Source organism: Paenibacillus sp. CFBP13512, from assembly GCF_005233705.1.
Classification (GTDB): domain Bacteria; phylum Bacillota; class Bacilli; order Paenibacillales; family Paenibacillaceae; genus Saccharibacillus; species Saccharibacillus nuruki.
This window is the reverse complement of the sequence record NZ_QGAD01000007.1, coordinates 54,609-72,661: the sequence shown is the minus strand read 5'-3', so window position 1 is coordinate 72,661 and position 18,053 is coordinate 54,609. Positions and strand designations below refer to the sequence as shown.

General features: G+C 39.3%; 16 protein-coding genes. 4 read left to right on the top strand and 12 right to left on the bottom strand.

Features of this window, described 5'->3' with window-relative positions; translation table 11 throughout:
* Positions 1-292: 292 nt before the first annotated feature.
* From glcT to galE, 6 genes are all read right to left on the bottom strand, one after another.
* Entirely contained in the window at positions 293-1,159 is an 867-nt protein-coding gene (gene glcT / locus PaeCFBP13512_RS12055; protein ID WP_069329276.1) for a glucose PTS transporter transcription antiterminator GlcT, read from the bottom strand.
* Positions 1,160-1,349: 190 nt separating this feature from the next.
* The gene (locus tag PaeCFBP13512_RS12050; protein ID WP_137223326.1) at positions 1,350-2,987 is read right to left on the bottom strand and encodes a flotillin family protein; all 1,638 of its coding nucleotides are present in this window, start codon (positions 2,985-2,987) and stop codon (positions 1,350-1,352) included.
* Between the two features lie 74 nt (positions 2,988-3,061).
* A complete protein-coding gene (locus PaeCFBP13512_RS12045) occupies positions 3,062-3,583 on the bottom strand; it encodes a protease (RefSeq protein WP_137223324.1) in 522 nt (173 codons plus the stop codon).
* A 211-nt stretch (positions 3,584-3,794) separates the two neighbouring features.
* Positions 3,795-4,958: an iron-containing alcohol dehydrogenase gene (locus PaeCFBP13512_RS12040; RefSeq protein ID WP_069329210.1), complete on the bottom strand. Its 1,164-nt coding sequence runs from the start codon at positions 4,956-4,958 to the stop codon at positions 3,795-3,797.
* Positions 4,959-5,249: 291 nt separating this feature from the next.
* Positions 5,250-6,857, bottom strand: coding sequence for a UDP-glucose--hexose-1-phosphate uridylyltransferase (locus PaeCFBP13512_RS12035; RefSeq protein WP_137223322.1), 1,608 nt, complete (start codon positions 6,855-6,857; stop codon positions 5,250-5,252).
* Positions 6,850-7,842, bottom strand: coding sequence for a UDP-glucose 4-epimerase GalE (galE, locus tag PaeCFBP13512_RS12030; RefSeq protein WP_137223320.1), 993 nt, complete (start codon positions 7,840-7,842; stop codon positions 6,850-6,852). The genes PaeCFBP13512_RS12035 and galE overlap by 8 nt, the downstream gene beginning before the upstream one ends.
* Positions 7,843-8,228: 386 nt before the next feature.
* Between galE and PaeCFBP13512_RS12025 the strand changes: the two genes are divergently transcribed.
* From PaeCFBP13512_RS12025 to PaeCFBP13512_RS12015, 3 genes are all read left to right on the top strand, one after another.
* Complete coding sequence (locus tag PaeCFBP13512_RS12025; protein WP_137223318.1) at positions 8,229-9,095, top strand: AraC family transcriptional regulator; 867 nt, start codon at positions 8,229-8,231, stop codon at positions 9,093-9,095.
* 50 nt (positions 9,096-9,145) lie between these two features.
* A complete protein-coding gene (locus tag PaeCFBP13512_RS12020; RefSeq protein ID WP_137223316.1) occupies positions 9,146-9,619 on the top strand; it encodes a MarR family transcriptional regulator in 474 nt (157 codons plus the stop codon).
* Between the two features lie 161 nt (positions 9,620-9,780).
* Positions 9,781-11,034, top strand: coding sequence for an MFS transporter (locus PaeCFBP13512_RS12015; RefSeq protein WP_137223314.1), 1,254 nt, complete (start codon positions 9,781-9,783; stop codon positions 11,032-11,034).
* Between the two features lie 58 nt (positions 11,035-11,092).
* Here the strand turns inward: PaeCFBP13512_RS12015 and mgrA are convergent, their stop codons facing one another.
* The 6 genes from mgrA to PaeCFBP13512_RS11985 all read right to left on the bottom strand — a co-directional run bounded on the left by mgrA (position 11,093) and on the right by PaeCFBP13512_RS11985 (position 16,579).
* Positions 11,093-12,103 (bottom strand): L-glyceraldehyde 3-phosphate reductase, encoded by a 1,011-nt coding sequence (gene mgrA / locus PaeCFBP13512_RS12010; RefSeq protein ID WP_137223312.1) that lies wholly within the window; start codon positions 12,101-12,103, stop codon positions 11,093-11,095.
* Positions 12,104-12,208: 105 nt separating this feature from the next.
* On the bottom strand, positions 12,209-12,943 hold the full coding sequence (locus PaeCFBP13512_RS12005; protein WP_137223310.1) for an NAD-dependent protein deacylase: 735 nt from the start codon (positions 12,941-12,943) through the stop codon (positions 12,209-12,211).
* 60 nt (positions 12,944-13,003) lie between these two features.
* Positions 13,004-13,774: an HAD family hydrolase gene (locus tag PaeCFBP13512_RS12000; RefSeq protein ID WP_161594260.1), complete on the bottom strand. Its 771-nt coding sequence runs from the start codon at positions 13,772-13,774 to the stop codon at positions 13,004-13,006.
* A gap of 79 nt (positions 13,775-13,853) precedes the next feature.
* Positions 13,854-14,675 (bottom strand): alpha/beta fold hydrolase, encoded by an 822-nt coding sequence (locus PaeCFBP13512_RS11995; RefSeq protein ID WP_137223306.1) that lies wholly within the window; start codon positions 14,673-14,675, stop codon positions 13,854-13,856.
* 248 nt (positions 14,676-14,923) lie between these two features.
* A complete protein-coding gene (locus PaeCFBP13512_RS11990) occupies positions 14,924-15,589 on the bottom strand; it encodes a bifunctional 2-keto-4-hydroxyglutarate aldolase/2-keto-3-deoxy-6-phosphogluconate aldolase (RefSeq protein WP_137223304.1) in 666 nt (221 codons plus the stop codon).
* A 27-nt stretch (positions 15,590-15,616) separates the two neighbouring features.
* Positions 15,617-16,579, bottom strand: a complete 963-nt coding sequence (locus PaeCFBP13512_RS11985; protein WP_137223302.1) for a sugar kinase — start codon at positions 16,577-16,579, stop codon at positions 15,617-15,619.
* A 273-nt stretch (positions 16,580-16,852) separates the two neighbouring features.
* Between PaeCFBP13512_RS11985 and PaeCFBP13512_RS11980 the strand changes: the two genes are divergently transcribed.
* A complete protein-coding gene (locus tag PaeCFBP13512_RS11980) occupies positions 16,853-17,923 on the top strand; it encodes an acyltransferase family protein (protein ID WP_137223300.1) in 1,071 nt (356 codons plus the stop codon).
* The last annotated feature ends 130 nt before the right edge of the window (positions 17,924-18,053 follow it).

The following is an 18,053-nucleotide window of genomic DNA, read 5'->3' as shown; positions in this document are numbered from 1 at the left end:
CCCTCGAATAGTATAAATAATATATTGTTGCTTCAACAAATTAAGGCGGAAAGCCACAAAAAAAGGCACGAGTGAACAACGTATCTGATAGGATAAGGATCTCGGTACATAAGGATAGACTACCCCTGTGTGCTTACAGCCTTACATCAAATACTTTGTTAACTCATGCCTGATCGAATCAGTAACACGTTAAAAAATCCGCTATTCATTTGTTGATTACGTTCTGAATTATAGCACCCACTTTTTAAATCTGCAAGCCTTTTCAATAAAAAAGATTTAATCGATTTTGAATCTATTGTTGCGTACTTTCTTCTTCTTCTTCACGCTTCTCGACAAACCGTTGTAAATGCATGGTTAGGTAGCTTACTTCGGCTTTGTAGACGGGTCGGCGTAATCGTTTCTCCATCATCTTTGTTAATTTCCAAGATAGCGAATACACTTCAGGATATTCCATTTTAAGCATTTCTTCTAAGCGATGAGTAGCCGCTACTTTTTCACCTCTACGTATACGTTCAATCGCAAATCGCAAATGAGTAAGCAAACGAGAATAATCTAAAGTATCACCAGTAATTGATATTTTGAGGCTATCTTCGATAACTTTGACCATATCGGCAATTAGACGAGAATCCGCCTTGATCGCTGTGATATGCTGATCAGTCAATGCACTATATATATGGAGCGCCACAAAACCAATCTCATCTTCTTCCAAAGCTACACCTAGCTTGTCATGAATGATTTCTAATGCATGAGCAGCTAATTTATATTCTAATGGATACATTTCTCGTGTCTCATACAAAAAAGGATTCTGAATCGTCATCCCTTGCTCGGCACGCTTAATCGCAAATGCAATATGATCGGTTAAGGCAATATGAATATGTTCATTCAGTGGAGTCTTACTTTCCGAATTAATATAATAAATGATTTCGTTAATGACTTCGATAATCCGCTCGTCAATCTGAACAGCGAGCTGCTTATATTGTTCCTGTTCTTGCTGATTGGTTAAAATAAACATCTTCTCGACAACATCTAAAGGAATCACGTCACGCGCTTTACGATTAAAGCCGATTCCTTTGCCAATCACCACAACTTCTTCATACTGAGGATGATCAGCGATAATAACGTTATTATTCAGCACTTTAGCCACAAGTAGGCTGCTCACATTTGCACCCCTTTTACGATCACCTTCATCCCGTAAAGTTACCAAAAATTCACCTTCTAGTCAATACAATTGAACTGCTAGCTAACTAGATAAAGAAGACGACAAATCCTTATTGAGCAAGGACTTGTCGTCTTGATGTCATTGTAAACAGATTTGCTTTATAGCATGATTGTTACATATAAATTTTCCATTATCGTTCTTGTTCGCTGGAAATTCCTATTCCTGTAGATGTTGTTGTATGATCTTGATCATTTGCATCTTGAGTTGGAAGAGATAATACCGATTCAGAAGAGTCTGCTGTCTGTGAATATTTATTTGTAGCTATATCAGATCTAGTCTCAGAAACGCTATTACCAACTTGCTGTGATCTGCCACCTGCAAACCCTTTGATTAATTCTTCAATGTCCAGTCCCGAGACACTTTTCAGCATTTCTGGAGCTGTAGCCATCAGTTCAGTTACATAGTTACTCACTCGTGTTGCTCCGCCACCTTCGCCTTTACCTGTGTCTACGACGGTCAATTTATCAATCGCACTTATTGGTTCTGCAATTTTACCTGCTAATTCAGGTAGCATTTTGGCAACTAGATCAAGGATTGCGGCTTGTCCATAATTTTGGAATGCTTCTGCTAATTTCTGCTTCGCTTCGGCTTCAGCAAGACCACGTAAACGAATCACTTCAGCTTCCGCTGTACCTTTAGCACGTTCAGCATCGGCTTCCGCTTGTCCGGCTAGACGTTGTTGCTCCGCAGACGCTTTGGCTTCGGTCTCGATTGAATATTGATGCGCCTCGGCTTGACGCATTTTACGAGCTTTTTCAGCTTCGGCTGCTTGTTCTACAGAGAAACGATCGGCTTCGGCTTTCTTTTTTACTTCTGCATCATAGTATTTCTCACGTACTGTAATTTCTCGTTCTTGTAAATCAATCTCTCGTTCTTTACGAACCAGTTCAATCTTCATCTGTTCTTCCATCATAATCTGCTTAGCTTTGGCTTCTTGAATATGATACGCCTGATCGGCTTCGGCTCTTGCTGTATCTTGATCTTTTTTAAACGAAGCTACTTTTAATTCTTTTTCTTTGGAAGCTTCAGCGATATTGGTATCGCGAAGTAATTCTGCTTTTTGTCCGGCTTCTTCTGCCAATGCTTTCTGCACCCGAGAATCTCTAACCGCTTCAGCTTCAGCAATTTCTGCATCTCTTTTGACAGCGGCGATTCGAGGTTTACCCAGTGATTCAAGGTATCCATGCTTATCGCGTATATCTTTGATTGTAAAAGAAACAATTTGTAGACCCATCTTTTTCAGATCACGCGCAGCTACACTTTGTACTTCTTGCGCAAATCGGTCGCGATTACGATAGACTTCTTCTACAGTCATCGAACCCATAATCGAACGTAGATGACCTTCTAACACTTCTTGAGCTTCTGCTTGTAATGCTTGAATAGGCTTGCCCATAAATTGTTCAGCCGCTGTCGCTACATCTTCAACCGAACTACCAATTTTAATAATAGCTACACCATCTGCAAGTACCGGTACGCCTTGCTCTGTATACACTTCGGGCGTTGTTACATCCAGTTTGTGCGATAATAACGACAGAAATTCTGATTTCTGAAAAATAGGTAAAATAAATGCGCCGCCACCACGTACAATCTTAATCTTGCGCCCTGCTCCATCATCTGAAATATTACGACTGCCCAGAAAAGAACCTGTGACAACCATTGCTTCGTCTGTACTCACTGTTTTGTACCTTGCCCAGAATGTGATTCCGAGTACGATCAAGACTACAATCACAATCGCAGGTACAATAATCATCTCATTCAAAAATGCCATACGTCTCGCCCCTTTTGGTCTGATTTAGGCTACCTTTTCAAAAAGCTGTTATACTGCTTCTGTTCTAACGCCAATCATATGGAATCTTCTAATAAAGACACACCTAATGTTCCTTCTTGTTCTTCTACGATCACTACCCGCATACCGGCGGCGAGTGCACAACGATCAAAACTGTATGCAATATGTAACGTGTTGCCACCTGTAAGCTTAATCATCACTTCACCGTATCCTACTTGTGGAACAGGTATTGTGACTTCTCCAATACGACCAATCATTTCTTGAATGGAGTAACTGTTTGAAACCTCACTATTTTCCATCGGTTTGACATATACAAAAAATACAAGCATTCCTCCGACAACAGCAATCAATAATGCAAGCAGTACAACAGCTACAGGAGCGAACGAACTGTAACGCACTAACATGATCCCTGCTCCACCGAACAATGTAACGGTTGCTGCCAAAATAACAGGCTTAAACAGATCAAACCCTGGAAAGTCTATCCCACCTAGTGCATCACCAAGCAAGTCACCAAATAACAGACTGAACAATGCATAAAGTGCACCAGTGATTAAGCAAATCCAAAATAGCGTTTCCATTTCTGTTCGCTCCTTTCTTCTATTTAGCGAAAAAAAGCGATATTCTGCTTTAATCCACCATTTTTTTGGCGTTATACCTATATTTACGTATTGATGGTAAGTAAAGTTTCAATTTTTTACGATATAGACAAAAAAAGCTGCCTATTCCTTATCATTACTGACAGGAATAAGCAGCTTATATATTTATTGATTGTATTCAAAAATAGATAAATTATAGAGACATGCTGTAAATTTTACGCACATCTTCTGCTTCTAATTTGTTAAAGTTACCGAATGCGCCGAATTTCATCGCTTTGTCTACCATAACATCGATTTGACTATCGTCAATTTCGTAGTCTGCTAGGCGGCTAGGTGCATCAATTGATGTCCAGAAGTCACGTAATGCTTGAATACCTTCATTAGCCACTTCTTCATCGCTCTTACCTGTTGGATCTACATTGAATACATTAACGGCTAATTTAGCAAAACGAGCAGGATTCACATGTAAATTATGTTGCATCCAGTTCGGGAATAAGATCGCAAGTCCACCACCGTGAGGAATATCGTATACAGCAGATACCGCATGCTCAATATTATGAGTTGCCCAGTCTCCGTTGTAACCCATATTAACAACACCGTTTAATGCCATTGTACCTGCATACATCACTGTTGAACGTAATTCAAAGTTTTGCAAATCATTGATTAATTTAGGTCCTGCATCAATAACACCACGTAGAATAGATTCACAGAATCCGTCTTGAATATCTGTATTTTCTTCAGCATGGAAATAATGTTCCAATACGTGAGACATCATATCTACAACACCATATACCGTTTGATCTTTAGGCAATGAATAGGTGTTCTCAGGATCAAGAATAGAGAATGCCGGGAATGAATATGCACTACCCCAACCTAATTTTTCTTGTGTTTCGGTATTAGTGATCACAGAACCACTGTTCATTTCTGAACCTGTTGCTGCCATTGTTAATACTGTACCTAATGGCAATGCATCGGTAGGAGCTGCTTTGCGTTGTGCAAAGTCCCACATGTCGCCATCATATTTTGCACCAACAGCAATCGCTTTGGCGCAGTCAAGTACACTACCGCCACCAACTGCAAGAATCAAGTCGATGTTATTCGTTTTACACAAATCTACACCTTTGTGTACAGTAGACAAACGCGGATTCGGTTCTACACCAGCAAGTTCTGTAACGTTAGCTCCTGCTTCATTCAAATAACCGATCACTTTGTCGTATAGACCTGCACGTTTGATACTACCTCCACCATAGACAAGCAATACATTTTTACCGTAGTTACCTACTTCTCTTTTCAACTTTTCAAGTTGACCTTTACCGAAAATAAGACGGGTTGGATTATAAAATTCAAATGATTTCATTGGAAAATTCCTCCTTGGAATAAAACGATTCATAGATGAAGTGATACTTCTCTATTCGATATAAGTGTATATCCAAAATATAAACTGTAGGATATCTGCTGTAATAAGTTATAAGTAAGTTACTGTTCCTCAGCCCTTTACAATTATATACCTTATACAGCTAAAAACAAAGTTTCCCGATCAAACTGCTTTTAACATTGGTTTCGCACAATTATATTTACCCAAATTTTTATAAAAAAATCCACTATCTCTTATCATTACCCAGAGATAGTAGATTGACTAGCATCCTATTTAGCTTTTCAGATGATAATTCATTCGTGTAACAAAGCGGCGGAATGCTTTACGACCTTGATCATTGCGTTTATATACGCCTGCATGTTCAAGAATTTCAGCAAATTTGGTACCGACTTCATTTTGAATCGTTAACGTGGCTTGATCATGATCTAGATCATTACCGTATGCTTCAACCAGATGCTCAATCCAAAGCAAGTGAATCGCTAATGGATGATTCGGTTGTTGTCTAATCATATCCAGCAAAGCGATATCTCCTGTTAGAATCGAAGCAATCTGATCCAATTCTTCTTTGAGACGACCTGGTAAAATAGCTAATCCCATGACTTCGATCAGACCGATATTTTCGCGCTTCAAATGGTGCATCTCCGGATGAGGATGGAAAATCCCATCTGGATACTGTTCATTCGTACGATTGTTACGCAATACAAGATCGATTTCATATTGACCATCACGACGACGAACAATCGGTGTCACTGTATTGTGACGAACAGGTTCTCCATTTTGAATCGTTGACGCTAAAATATCAACTTCGGCATCGCTATAGGATTTCCATGCTTCATAGATCTCGTTCGCGGAGTTCAACAATAAAGATGAATTATTCGCACGCAAACGCACGACAGACATCGGCCAATTTACCAGTTCTAATGTAATATCATCATGAACATTATGACCATATACTTCTTCCACAGTAGCTCGTTCAATCGGGAACGTATGTCGTCCACCCTGGAAATGATCATGTGTCAGAATCGAGCCGCCTACGATAGGCAAATCTGCATTCGATCCCAAGAAATAATGCGGGAATTCATCGACAAAATCAAGCAAACGACGGAATGTATCTTTTGTTAATTTCATCGGTACATGATCATGATGGAATACGATACAGTGCTCATTGTAATACACATAAGGTGAATACTGGAACAACCACGATTCTCCGTTCAGTTGAAGCGGAATAACACGTAGATTTTGGCGGGCTGGATGATTAATACGTCCTGCATAACCTACATTTTCACGACACAACTGACATTTAGGATACGATGGTGGTGGCATTAATTTAGCCAAAGCAATTTCAGCTGACGACTTCTCAGGTTTGGACAGATTAATCGTTATTTCCATTTCTCCGTATGCACTTGGTTGCTTCCAGTATACATTTTTGGAGACACGATCCATCCGAATATAATTGGAATTGATCGATAACTGATAAAATTCACTTGTTGCAGATTCAATACCTTCCCGATCTAACGTATCAAAGAAATCTCCAGTGACTTCTGATGGACGTGCCATCAATAATCCCATAATCTCTGCATCCATTAAGTCCCGGTACGTATCTGTATTTTCAACCAATAATCCGATGCTATGTGCATAATCAATCAATGTATCCAACATCACTTGTGGTTCAGCCGCTGCTTGTCCCTGAGCGACCATATGAATTGCCGGTACATCTGGATTATAAGGTTCATCGAAATGGAATTGTTTTAACAATAGATTTCGTCCGTAATCGATATCGGCTCCTTTAATTAATCCTTTATCAAAAGCAAACTTAATCAGTTCATCGATTGCAAGTAATGCGCTATTTTGTTCAGCTGTACGTTCTACTGGATTACTCATGGTTACCATATCCTTGTGGATGAGATTCGTGCCATTGCCATGCACCACTAATAATATCTTCTAATTGATTGTAAGAAGGCTTCCATCCAAGTACAAAGCGTGCTTTATCCGAAGAAGCCACCAAGACTGCTGGATCACCACTACGACGTGCTTCGAATTTGACCGGAATATCGCGTCCTGTGACTTTGACTGCGGTCTCAATCACTTGTTTTACAGAGAATCCTTGACCGTTACCTAGATTGAATACATTACTTGCACCTTCATTGTTCAGATACTCTACAGATTTGATATGCGCATCTGCTAGATCGCTGACATGAATATAATCACGTACACATGTACCATCTTCTGTCGGATAATCTTCACCAAAGACCGAGATAAATTCACGTTGACCTAATGCTGTCTGTAATACCAACGGGATCAAATGTGATTCTGGACGGTGATCTTCTCCAATTTTGCCACTTGTATGTGCACCTGCTGCATTAAAGTAACGTAAAGCTACATAACGAATACCATGTACTTTATCGAACCAGTTCATCATGCGTTCCATCATTAACTTTGTCTCGCCATATACGTTAGCAGGTTCTGTACGATCACTTTCTTCAATCGGTACTTTTTCCGGTTCACCATAAGTTGCTGCTGTTGAAGAAAATACGATTTTTTTCACGCCTGCTTGTTGCATCGCATCCAGTAGACACATTGCACCATAGACATTGTTATCATAATATTTGAAAGGATTCTGCATACTTTCACCAACCAGTGAACTTGCTGCGAAATGAATTACTGCTGTAATATCATTTTCAGCAAAAATGCGAGTTAACAATTCTTTATCTCGTAGATCACCTTCATAGAATTTGCCACCTAGAAGTGCTTCTTGATGACCTGTTAATAAGTTATCAATCACCACTACTTCTTCTCCACGTTCTAATAAATCAGCTACTGTATGTGATCCGATATAACCTGCTCCACCTGTGACTAATATTGCCATTTTATTCGCCTCCTAATAGTAGTATATATGATGTTATCTAGTGTAACTCTCTTTTGTGAAGAGTATATAAACAGAACATGTGCCAAATCAATCCATGTCTAAAAAAGTCGCTACTTCAACATAAAACCATAATCTTAAGCAGTATCGATGTGACCTGATGTTAAACATTGTTAGTTATTTATATACTAGATCAGTACTATTTACATGCTAGTATATGTGAAAACACATATGATTTTCGCCTTTATTTACTATCATATTTAGATATGATGTAATGTTTGGCTTGAACTAAGTATACTATATGAATATCATAAGATGTAATGAATAGATGTGTGATCTATATGGACAAATGTGACTTCGGCAATAAACTTCACAATAAGGAGTGCATAGTGATGACAAATGCCAAAACGTATCAAGTTTCACCTAATCCTATTTTTCATGACCAAGGAGCTTTGTATGTATTGTTTGCTGGTGAAAGTCAGACATCACCTGATCACCGTATTGGTCCCAAAATATATGATTATTATCTGCTCCATTATATTGAGAGCGGACACGGTCAATTTATCACCGAGGAGCGAGCCTACCGTTTATCTCAAGGTGATTTATTTCTGATTCATCCTGGGCAATTGGTTAGCTATATTTCCGATCAACAGCAACCCTGGCATTATCGCTGGATTGCTTTTGCTGGACAGGAAGCAGCGACAATGATTGAAAAGGTTGGTTTTACACTTCATTCTCCTATTGCTCGGACAGGTGAGCAAGAACGTATCGGTACGTATTTAGAACAATTACTTGTGTCATTTGCCAGTCAAAAAGAAAGTTCTGATCTAGCTGCACTCGGGTATCTGCATCTGATTCTATCGGAGATCAGTGACTTGATGATACAACAATCTGTATTGCCTGGAACTCAATCAATGACCCGCCGTATCGTTAAACAAATGATTCATTATATGTCCAGTCAGTATGCGCATCCTGTATCGATCGAAGATATGTGTAACAGTCTCGGGTATAATCGAGCATATATGTCCCGCATTTTCAAAAAAGAAACAGGTATGACACCCATCACGTATCTGCTCAAATTACGTATAGATAAAGCACGTCAATTGTTGAGAGAACGTCCCGAGTTGTCTACCCAGCAGATTGCAGCTTCTGTTGGCTTAACTGATGCTCTTTATTTTTCTAAACAGTTCAAACGGTTTTATCAAGTATCGCCTACCGGATATCGTGCTTCTGTTCATCAATACAAACATCACTAATATTGAAATGTAGTCTGGATCACTATCATAATCGGAGGAGGAACTAAAAGATGAATAAAAAAGAACAGGTACTTACCCATTTCCGAGATTTATTTAGTAAACTAGTCTGGTTGAATAAGCTCAAAATGGAAAGTAGCCTTACTGATTATAAACCTTCTGAAGTACACTGTATCGAATATATTGGGCACCATACCGATGCAAATGTAACCAAGATGTCAGAATCACTGTATATGACCAGAGGTGCGATAAGCAAAATCACTAAAAAACTGATCGACAAACAACTGATCGAAAGCTATCAGAAACCTGATAATAAAAAAGAAATTTATTTCAAACTTACAGAACAAGGAATCCAAATCCAACATATGCATGAGCAATTGCACCAAGAATTTGAAAAACGAGATCAAGTTGTATTTGAACAAGTAACTGATGAACAATTTGAAAATATGCTTCGTTTTATAGAAAAATACAGTAATCATTTGGATGATGAAATTAAAAAGTTAGATCATGATCCAAAGTCTGAATAAACCGATCGATGATCAAACAATAAGATAGAGCTCAGACAACTACTCTTGATCATAAGTGAGTTGTCTTTTTTGTATTTTTATTTTTGTTGACAAGGAAACAAAATGATAATATGATAAATTTGTTTCCTAGGAATCAATATGAAAATAAGGAGAGATGACTTTTGTCTACATTAACACCCCATGATTCACAACATCCCGAACCACAGGTAAATAAACACGCTTTACGCTTTGGATTAATCTCTGTCTTTCTTTGCGGCATTGGGTTCAGTATTATAGCGCCTGTTGTTCCTTTTTTAGTTCAACCTTATGTTCATTCTTCAGCAGATCAGGCGATTATGGTTACGCTATTAATGTCTGTATATGCTCTTTGTGTATTTCTAGCCGCCCCTGTACTTGGAGCATTAAGTGATAAATATGGTCGTCGTCCTATACTATTATTATGTCTATTCGGTTCAGCTGTCGGGTATTTGATTTTCGGCATTGGAGGAGCATTATGGGTATTGTTCGTTGGGCGTATCATTGAAGGGATAACAGGTGGAAGTATCAGTACGATCTTTGCTTACTTTGCAGATATTATTCCGCCTCAACAACGCACCAAATATTTTGGCTGGTTAGGCGCTATTGTAGGTGTAGCTACAGTAATTGGTCCCACATTAGGCGGAATACTTGCCAAATTTGATTACACATTTCCTTTATATTTTGGAGCTGTTATCACATTATTGAATATGTTGTATGGATACTTTTTTATGCCAGAAAGTCTTGCAGAGCAACATAGACAATCACAGATGACCTTTCAAAAGTTAAATCCTTTTGCTCAACTGGCTAGTCTCTTGTCTACGAAATACTTGAGTCGATTATTAATAGCTGCTTTTTTACTCTGGATTCCGAATGGATCTTTACAAGCCATTTTTTCTCAATTGACGATAGATACATTTCAGTGGAAACCGGTATTGATTGGGCTAATGTTTTCGATTCTGGGTGTTCAAGATATTATTGCTCAGGGTCTAATCATGCCTCAACTTCTGAAAAAATACAGTGATCAACAAATCGCTACACTGGGAATGATGGCTGAAATTATCGGTTATGGACTTATTGCTGTGTCGATTGGATTCACTTATTATCCTCTTTTTATCGCAGGAATGTTTGTATTTGGTTGTGGTGATTCGCTCTTCGGACCTGCATTTAACGGTATGCTTTCCAAATCTGTAGATGCAAGCGAACAAGGCAGAGTTCAAGGAGGAAGCCAATCGATCCAAGCTTTGGCTAGAATGATCGGGCCACTTATTGGAGGGCAAATTTATATTTTACTAGGTCATACAGCCCCTGCTTGGATGGGAATGATACTGATTGTATTGGCTATCTTTGTTTTGCACAGAGGGGTTAAGAATATAAAGCAAAAAGGTTTTAGAACGTAACCACGCTCTAAAACCTTTCGACTTAAAAATGAAGAATACTGATTGTATTCTGCTATTATTACAGCTTACTTAGATTCGTCTGTTTGCAAATCGACTCAATACGATCCAATTCAGCTTGCGTAAAATCAAGATTGTTCAGCGCAGCTACATTCTCTTCAATCTGAGAAACACGACTAGCACCGATAAGCGCAGACGTTAATTTACCACCACGTAATACCCATGCTAATGCTAATTGAGCTAGACTTTGTCCGCGCTCTGAAGCGACTTCATTCAGAGCTTGTACTTTACGAATACTTTCCGGTGTAATCGAATCTTCACTTAAAAAGACAGAAGAACCAGCTGCACGTGAATCTTCTGGTACACCGTTCAAATATTTGCTAGTCAGTAGTCCTTGTGCAAGTGGACAGAACGCAATACTACCTGTTCCTGTTTCTTCAAGCACATCTTGCAATCCATCTTCAATCCAGCGATTGACCATAGAATAATTAGGCTGGTGAATCGTAAGTGGTGTGCCCAATTGTTTCAAAATGGATGCCGCTTCCCGTGTCTGTTCTGCGGAATAACTAGATATTCCTGCATATAAAGCTTTACCTGAACGTACAGCATAATCTAATGCCATCATCGTTTCTTCAAGCGGAGTCTCTGGATCAAAGCGGTGAGAGTAGAAAATATCAACATAATCGACATTCATCCGTTTCAGACTCTGATCAAGACTGGATAACAAGTTTTTGCGAGAACCCCATTCGCCATACGGACCTGGCCACATATAATAACCTGCTTTGGTCGAGATAATCATCTCATCCCGATAAGCAGCAAGATCTTGCTTCAACACTTGTCCGAATGTTTCTTCTGCTGAACCTGCGGGTGGGCCATAATTGTTAGCTAAGTCAAAATGCGTAATACCTATATCAAAAGAACGTGTGATCATCTCACGACTGTTCTCATACACATTAATTCCACCAAAATTATGCCATAATCCTAGTGAAATCGCTGGCAGTTTCAAACCTGAACGACCACTACGATTATACTTCATCTCTTCATAACGCTTTTCTGAAGCTACATAGACCACAATAAATCCCTACCCTTCTTCAAGCAAAATAGATATATTTACATCTCACAAATCATAGCGTAAGCGTTACCATTATGCAAATAAATTCATGTTACTTTTATTTGATTAAAGACGTTGTTGTACTTGCTCCATCACACTACCCATCGGATCTGTAATCAGTAAATCAGCATGACGATCATGACCTGTCGGTGAAGCATTGAGCAGTACCGTATGTTGACCACGGAAATAAGAAACCAATCCGGCTGCTGGATAGACTGTAAGCGATGTACCTCCAATTAATAATAGGTCTGCTTGTGATAATACTTCTACCGTTTGCTCAAGTACATCTTGATCTAAGGATTCTCCATACAACACCACATCCGGTCGGATGACACCTTGATCAATCGGACAACGCGGGACTCCTGATTGAGCCAGTACATCGTCTAATGTATAAGAATGTCTGCATGTCGTACAGTAATTCCGATGAATCGAACCATGCAATTCTAACACTTTCTGATTACCTGCCATCTGATGCAGACCATCTATATTTTGCGTAATGATAGACAATAATTTACCTTGCTTTTCCAAAAGGGCTAATACATTGTGCACTGGATTAGGCTTAGCTTGTGGATGGATCAACTTACTGCGATAAAATTCAAAAAACAATTCCGTTTCTTTTTCAAAAAAAGAACGACTTAACATTTCTTCAGGCGAATATCCTCTTTTACCATTTTCACTATACAATCCTTGTGCCGAGCGAAAATCAGGAATACCACTTTCGGTTGATGTGCCTGCTCCACCGAAAAACACAATACGTTGCGATTGTTGTAACCATGTAGTTAACTGTTCGATTTTATCCATAATGATGCTCCTCTCTATTGAGTCTTTATCTATAAAGTAAAAGCGTAAGTTTACAATCTATCATTTGATAATACGAAGCTGATCGTAATGAGTAATCACTAGATCTGCATCCGGTAATTCGGTCTTTGCAGATGTTACAGAAGAACTGATACCGACACAACAGGCGACATTGGCATGTTTGCCCATTTGCATATCTGCATTGCTGTCTCCGATTAACACAATATGAGCAGGCGATATGCCTAGTTGTTCACAGGCTAAGTACACTAGATCCGGTGCTGGCTTACTCTGCTGGGCTTGATCACTACCGATCACATAATCAAAGTAAGAATCCAATTCACTCCAACGTAGATGCTTTAACGCTTCAGATGTCCAATCGGCTGTTACGACTGCCAGTGGAAGCTGTGCAGATACACATTGTTCTAGAAATGGAAGCAGTCCGGGCAATGGTTGCACCGGACGTTCCTTTTCGATAGATTGCATAGCAAGCTCACTGAACTGACGAATACGAGCAATAGCTTGATCCCACGGTGTTCCCGCAGCATACAATTGCCATGCCAGTATCGCTGTCGATTCTTCTACAGAAGCCATTGCCAATGGACCTAGACGATCATAGTCATTCAATAGACCTTGAGCATCGTAACGAGTTCCAAATACATGTTCACGATCTCCGGTAAAGGTATGACCAATTGATTGCAAATACTGTTCGATCTGTTGAAGCATATGCTCCGCCCATGATCCCCATAACTGCATAAAATCAAACAATGTCCCATCTTTATCAAATAAAACAGCATCACAGCGTATTTGCTGTGTACCTATTTGTAAAAGCACCATTGACATGTACTCCTTTAGCGACTGTGATCTAACCTATATTTATAATGTATACATACGATATACGTAGCTAGCAAATCATTTATTTTTTAGTAGAAGCCTTTGTAGCCGGAATTTCTTTCATCCACCCTAGAATCGTATTCACCGTCTGTTTACGTTGTTCATCGGCGTCGATTTGAGCAGGAAGATCATTCTTTTGTTCACCATAGCTACCAAATTGACCATGATTACCGCCTTCGATACTATAATAAACCGTTTGTTTTGGTAAAAAAGCTCGTGCTGCTTCATACGTATCTTTTTTGAGCAAACCATCATTAGAAGCGGTGATCGATAATACAGGAATATCGGTTTGCTGTAGACTTCCTTTTTGCTCTGGATAAGAAGCTAAGAAGAATACACCTGCAATATGATCTAAATGACTAGCTGCATAACGAGCAGCAAAGACTCCACCTAATGAATGACCTCCAATAACAAATTTCTCATCTGGATGACGATCAATCACTGCTTGCGCTGCATCCGTTTTGAAAAATGCAAAATTGAACGGTAATTTCATAATATATACGGTGTGTCCATTTTTCGCTAGATCATGAGCAAGTAAGCTATATGCTTCTGGCTTTACCCGTGCCCCTGGATAAAAAATAACGCTATTTCCTTTAGGTTTGGTATTGCTAAAAGCAATCCAGTCTTCTGTGTCTTGAACGGATATCTTATCTGTTCCTGAGACCAGAGCTTGTTGAGCCTGACTGCTAGGTGTATAAGGTGTAAATACATACCATGCTGCTGCACCTGCCGCAATCACAAGTACAATCAGAATCACGAGTAATACTTTACCGATCGTCCCTGCACGACTTCTCTTCCGTGTACGACCATAACTTGCAAATTGATTACGATTCTTTCTAAACATAAATCTATGAGTCCCCTTCCACCTGCATCCTAGCACTGTATAAGTATAAAGCAACAGCCCGTTTCCTTCGCAGGACAACAGGCTGCTTCTTATGTGATTATATCATTTTTTGGAGCACAGTATAAACACTGGCTTTTCTACATATACTTAGAATAAGGATTCATTGTTACTTTTTGATTTAGACTTATTTATTTTTAAAGTACTTTTATTTTATGCACACGTCTGCATTTTCCGTGAAGACTAAAGCCTTATTGCTGCTTAGCCTGATAGAAAGCTTCCATGTATTGTTCTGCTTTTTGACGTACCAGACCATAATCCCCTGTTTTGAGTGCTTCTGTCGTGAGATCCGAACCGATCCCTACTGCTACTGCTCCAGCTTTGATCCATTCTCCTAGATTATCCAAAGATACACCGCCTGTAGGCATAATATTCGCTTGAGGCATAGGTCCTTTTAATGTTTTGATAATGGAAGGATCGTATAGATTCCCAGGGAATAATTTAACGATATCAACACCTAGCTCAAGTGCATGTTGTATGCCTTCTAGTGTCGTTACGCCGGGCAATACAGGTACACGATACAAGTTGCATATTTTAACCGTTTCTGGATTCAAAGAAGGCCCGACTACAAATTCTGCTCCAGCCATTATTGCAGCGCGTGCTGTCTGTGGTTCCAATACAGTTCCTGCTCCAATAATCGCAAAGTTATCAGCTGCATCTGCTTTCCAGCTATACATACGACTTAATTTCTCAATCGCTTTGAGAGCGCCAGGCACAGTCATAGTGATCTCGATAACTTTGATCCCACCTGCAATCGCTTGTTCTGCCATCGTAAAGACTTGATCTGCCGAGTCTCCGCGTAACACAGCAACTACACCGTTATCTAATATCTTTTGTAATAATTGTAATTTTTTCATCGTTAAGTGCTCCTTTAGTAGGTTAGTTTAGCGTTCGATATGAACTTTATTATTTAACTTCGCTTCCACTTGCTCATGCGTCGGTAATGCTTCCCAATCGCCTACAGCCTGTATAACCATAGAACCGTTGAGGTTGCCCAGACGTACAGCTTCAGTCACTTCATAGCCACGTAACAATCCAACGATAAAACCAGCACAGAAGCCATCTCCTGCTCCTACAGTATCGAGTACACGTTCTGCTTTGAAATAAGGCACTTCTAACTTCTGACCTTGATTCAGCACATAGGTTAGATTGGGACCACCTTTGACGATACAGACAGCAGATAGTTGATTGAGACGATCAAAAATCTGTGTTTCATCTTCTGTTTCATATAACAAGCTTAGTTCGTCCAAGCCCGGTAAAAAGTAATCACATTGTTCGGCAAGTCGTAGTAATACTGGACGAGCTTGTTCGATACTCCATAATTTCAGACGCAAATTAGGATCAAAACAGACTTTAACGCCTGCATTTCTAGCGATCTCGATTGCTTTTTGTACAGTCGCCAGTCCAGATTCACTGATCGCTGCTGTAATGCCTGTAACATGCAATATTTTAGCGTGACTGATATACGTAGCATCCAGATCTTCTGGCGTCATTCGACTAGCTGCTGAATGTTTGCGGTAATAATGTACCGAAGCATGACCGGATACATTTTCTCGTAACATCAGTCCCGTCTGTTCTCCTTCTGCTAATATCGAGCGAGATACATCTACACCTTCACCACGAATCGCTTTCTGGATCATGCGCCCTAAAGGATCAGCCCCAAGACGACCAAACCAACCTACCGAATGCCCTAAGCGAGCAATTCCTATCGCTAGATTACTTTCAGCACCGCCAAATGACTTATTAAGATGGGCAGCATACTCCAGACCACGTGAATCATCCGCAGTCATCAATCCCATAGACTCCCCAAAAGTGACCACTTCCGGGTAAGTGTGTTGATTGTTCATTGTTCAGCCTCCTGAGTCGCATACAAAATCATGCTTAATATGTAGCTGGTCATATTTACCATTGTCGCAACCGCTTTCTTTGTTGTCAATGACATAGCTTCATCATATATACACAATTTTAACGATAGATACCGTTTTCAATTGTGAATTAAATCACAATATTAAAAAATTTTTTGTTTTACTTTTAAAGTAACCTTTATATCACGCTTAAAATAATACATTTCAGAGGGATGGGACGAAGCATTTCATCATCACTAACAGGAGGAACAACGTATGAATATTCCACTTAAAATTAATAAATATTCATTGAATACGATCGGAGAAACCTACTTTTTAAATATACGTTTTTTGCTCATAGTCTGTGTGGTAGCAGGTAACTTACTAGAACCGCTGATCCAACAATCAATAGCAGCGCATCATTTATTTGTATGGATTTTTTCATTCCATATGCCTTTATTTGTGTTGGTGACTGGTTATTTTGCTCGCTTTAATCTACATGGACCCGCAGGTAGCCAAATGTTACGTCATATTGCTCTACAATATGTATTATTTCAAAGTATCTATTCTGTGCTTGATTATACGATTTTCCGTGTTCCTCATATTACGCATTCGTTTTTTGCTCCTTATTTGTTACTCTGGTTTTTAGCTGGGCATATCGTCTGGCGTTTGTTATTGATTTCATTACGTATGTTTACATTCAAGCAACAATTGATTGTATCTTTAGTACTTGGATTAAGTGTAGGGTTACTTCCTGTAGATGGAGTATGGCTTGCTTTATCCCGAACATTGATTTATTTCCCTTTCTTTATTGTTGGATACCATCTACATGTGGATAAAATAATATCGTTTTTTCAACATTATCGGCGCTCAATTGCTATAGGCTCTATCGCATTCATGATTTTATTTTTTGATTTGAACCTACCGCTCGTTATAGGATGGTTTTATGGTAATCAGACATTTGTGCAATTGGGCGTAAATTCAGAGACAGGTATGTTGTATCGATTGTGTATGTATATGTTGCAATGTGTCGCTTCTATAGGTTTTCTTGCTCTGGTTCCTATCGGTGCTCACTATATAACTGAACTTGGTAGACGTACATTATATGTCTTTTTATTGCATGGACTTTTGGTGAGAGCGATAGAAACGACGGGCATTTTACATCGGTTCAATACACCTTTGGAAATAGTGATCCTGTTGGTCTTCGCCATTCTTGTAGCGGTATTACTTGCTCAACCGCAGGTTAAACATTGGACTTCACGATTAGTCGAGCCTTCTATTCCTCAACCGCTTTACTCCATGATCCATTATGTTCAAAGACATACTTTATTTCAAAAGCAATCCTAATGACCAATTATAAGGAATATATACACATAACAACGAAAATATAGATCGATTCGTGCTCTTTTTCTGCTATTATCGTATAATTTTTTCCAACTCATTCCTAATTATTCGTTTCACTCTAAACAAGACGGGT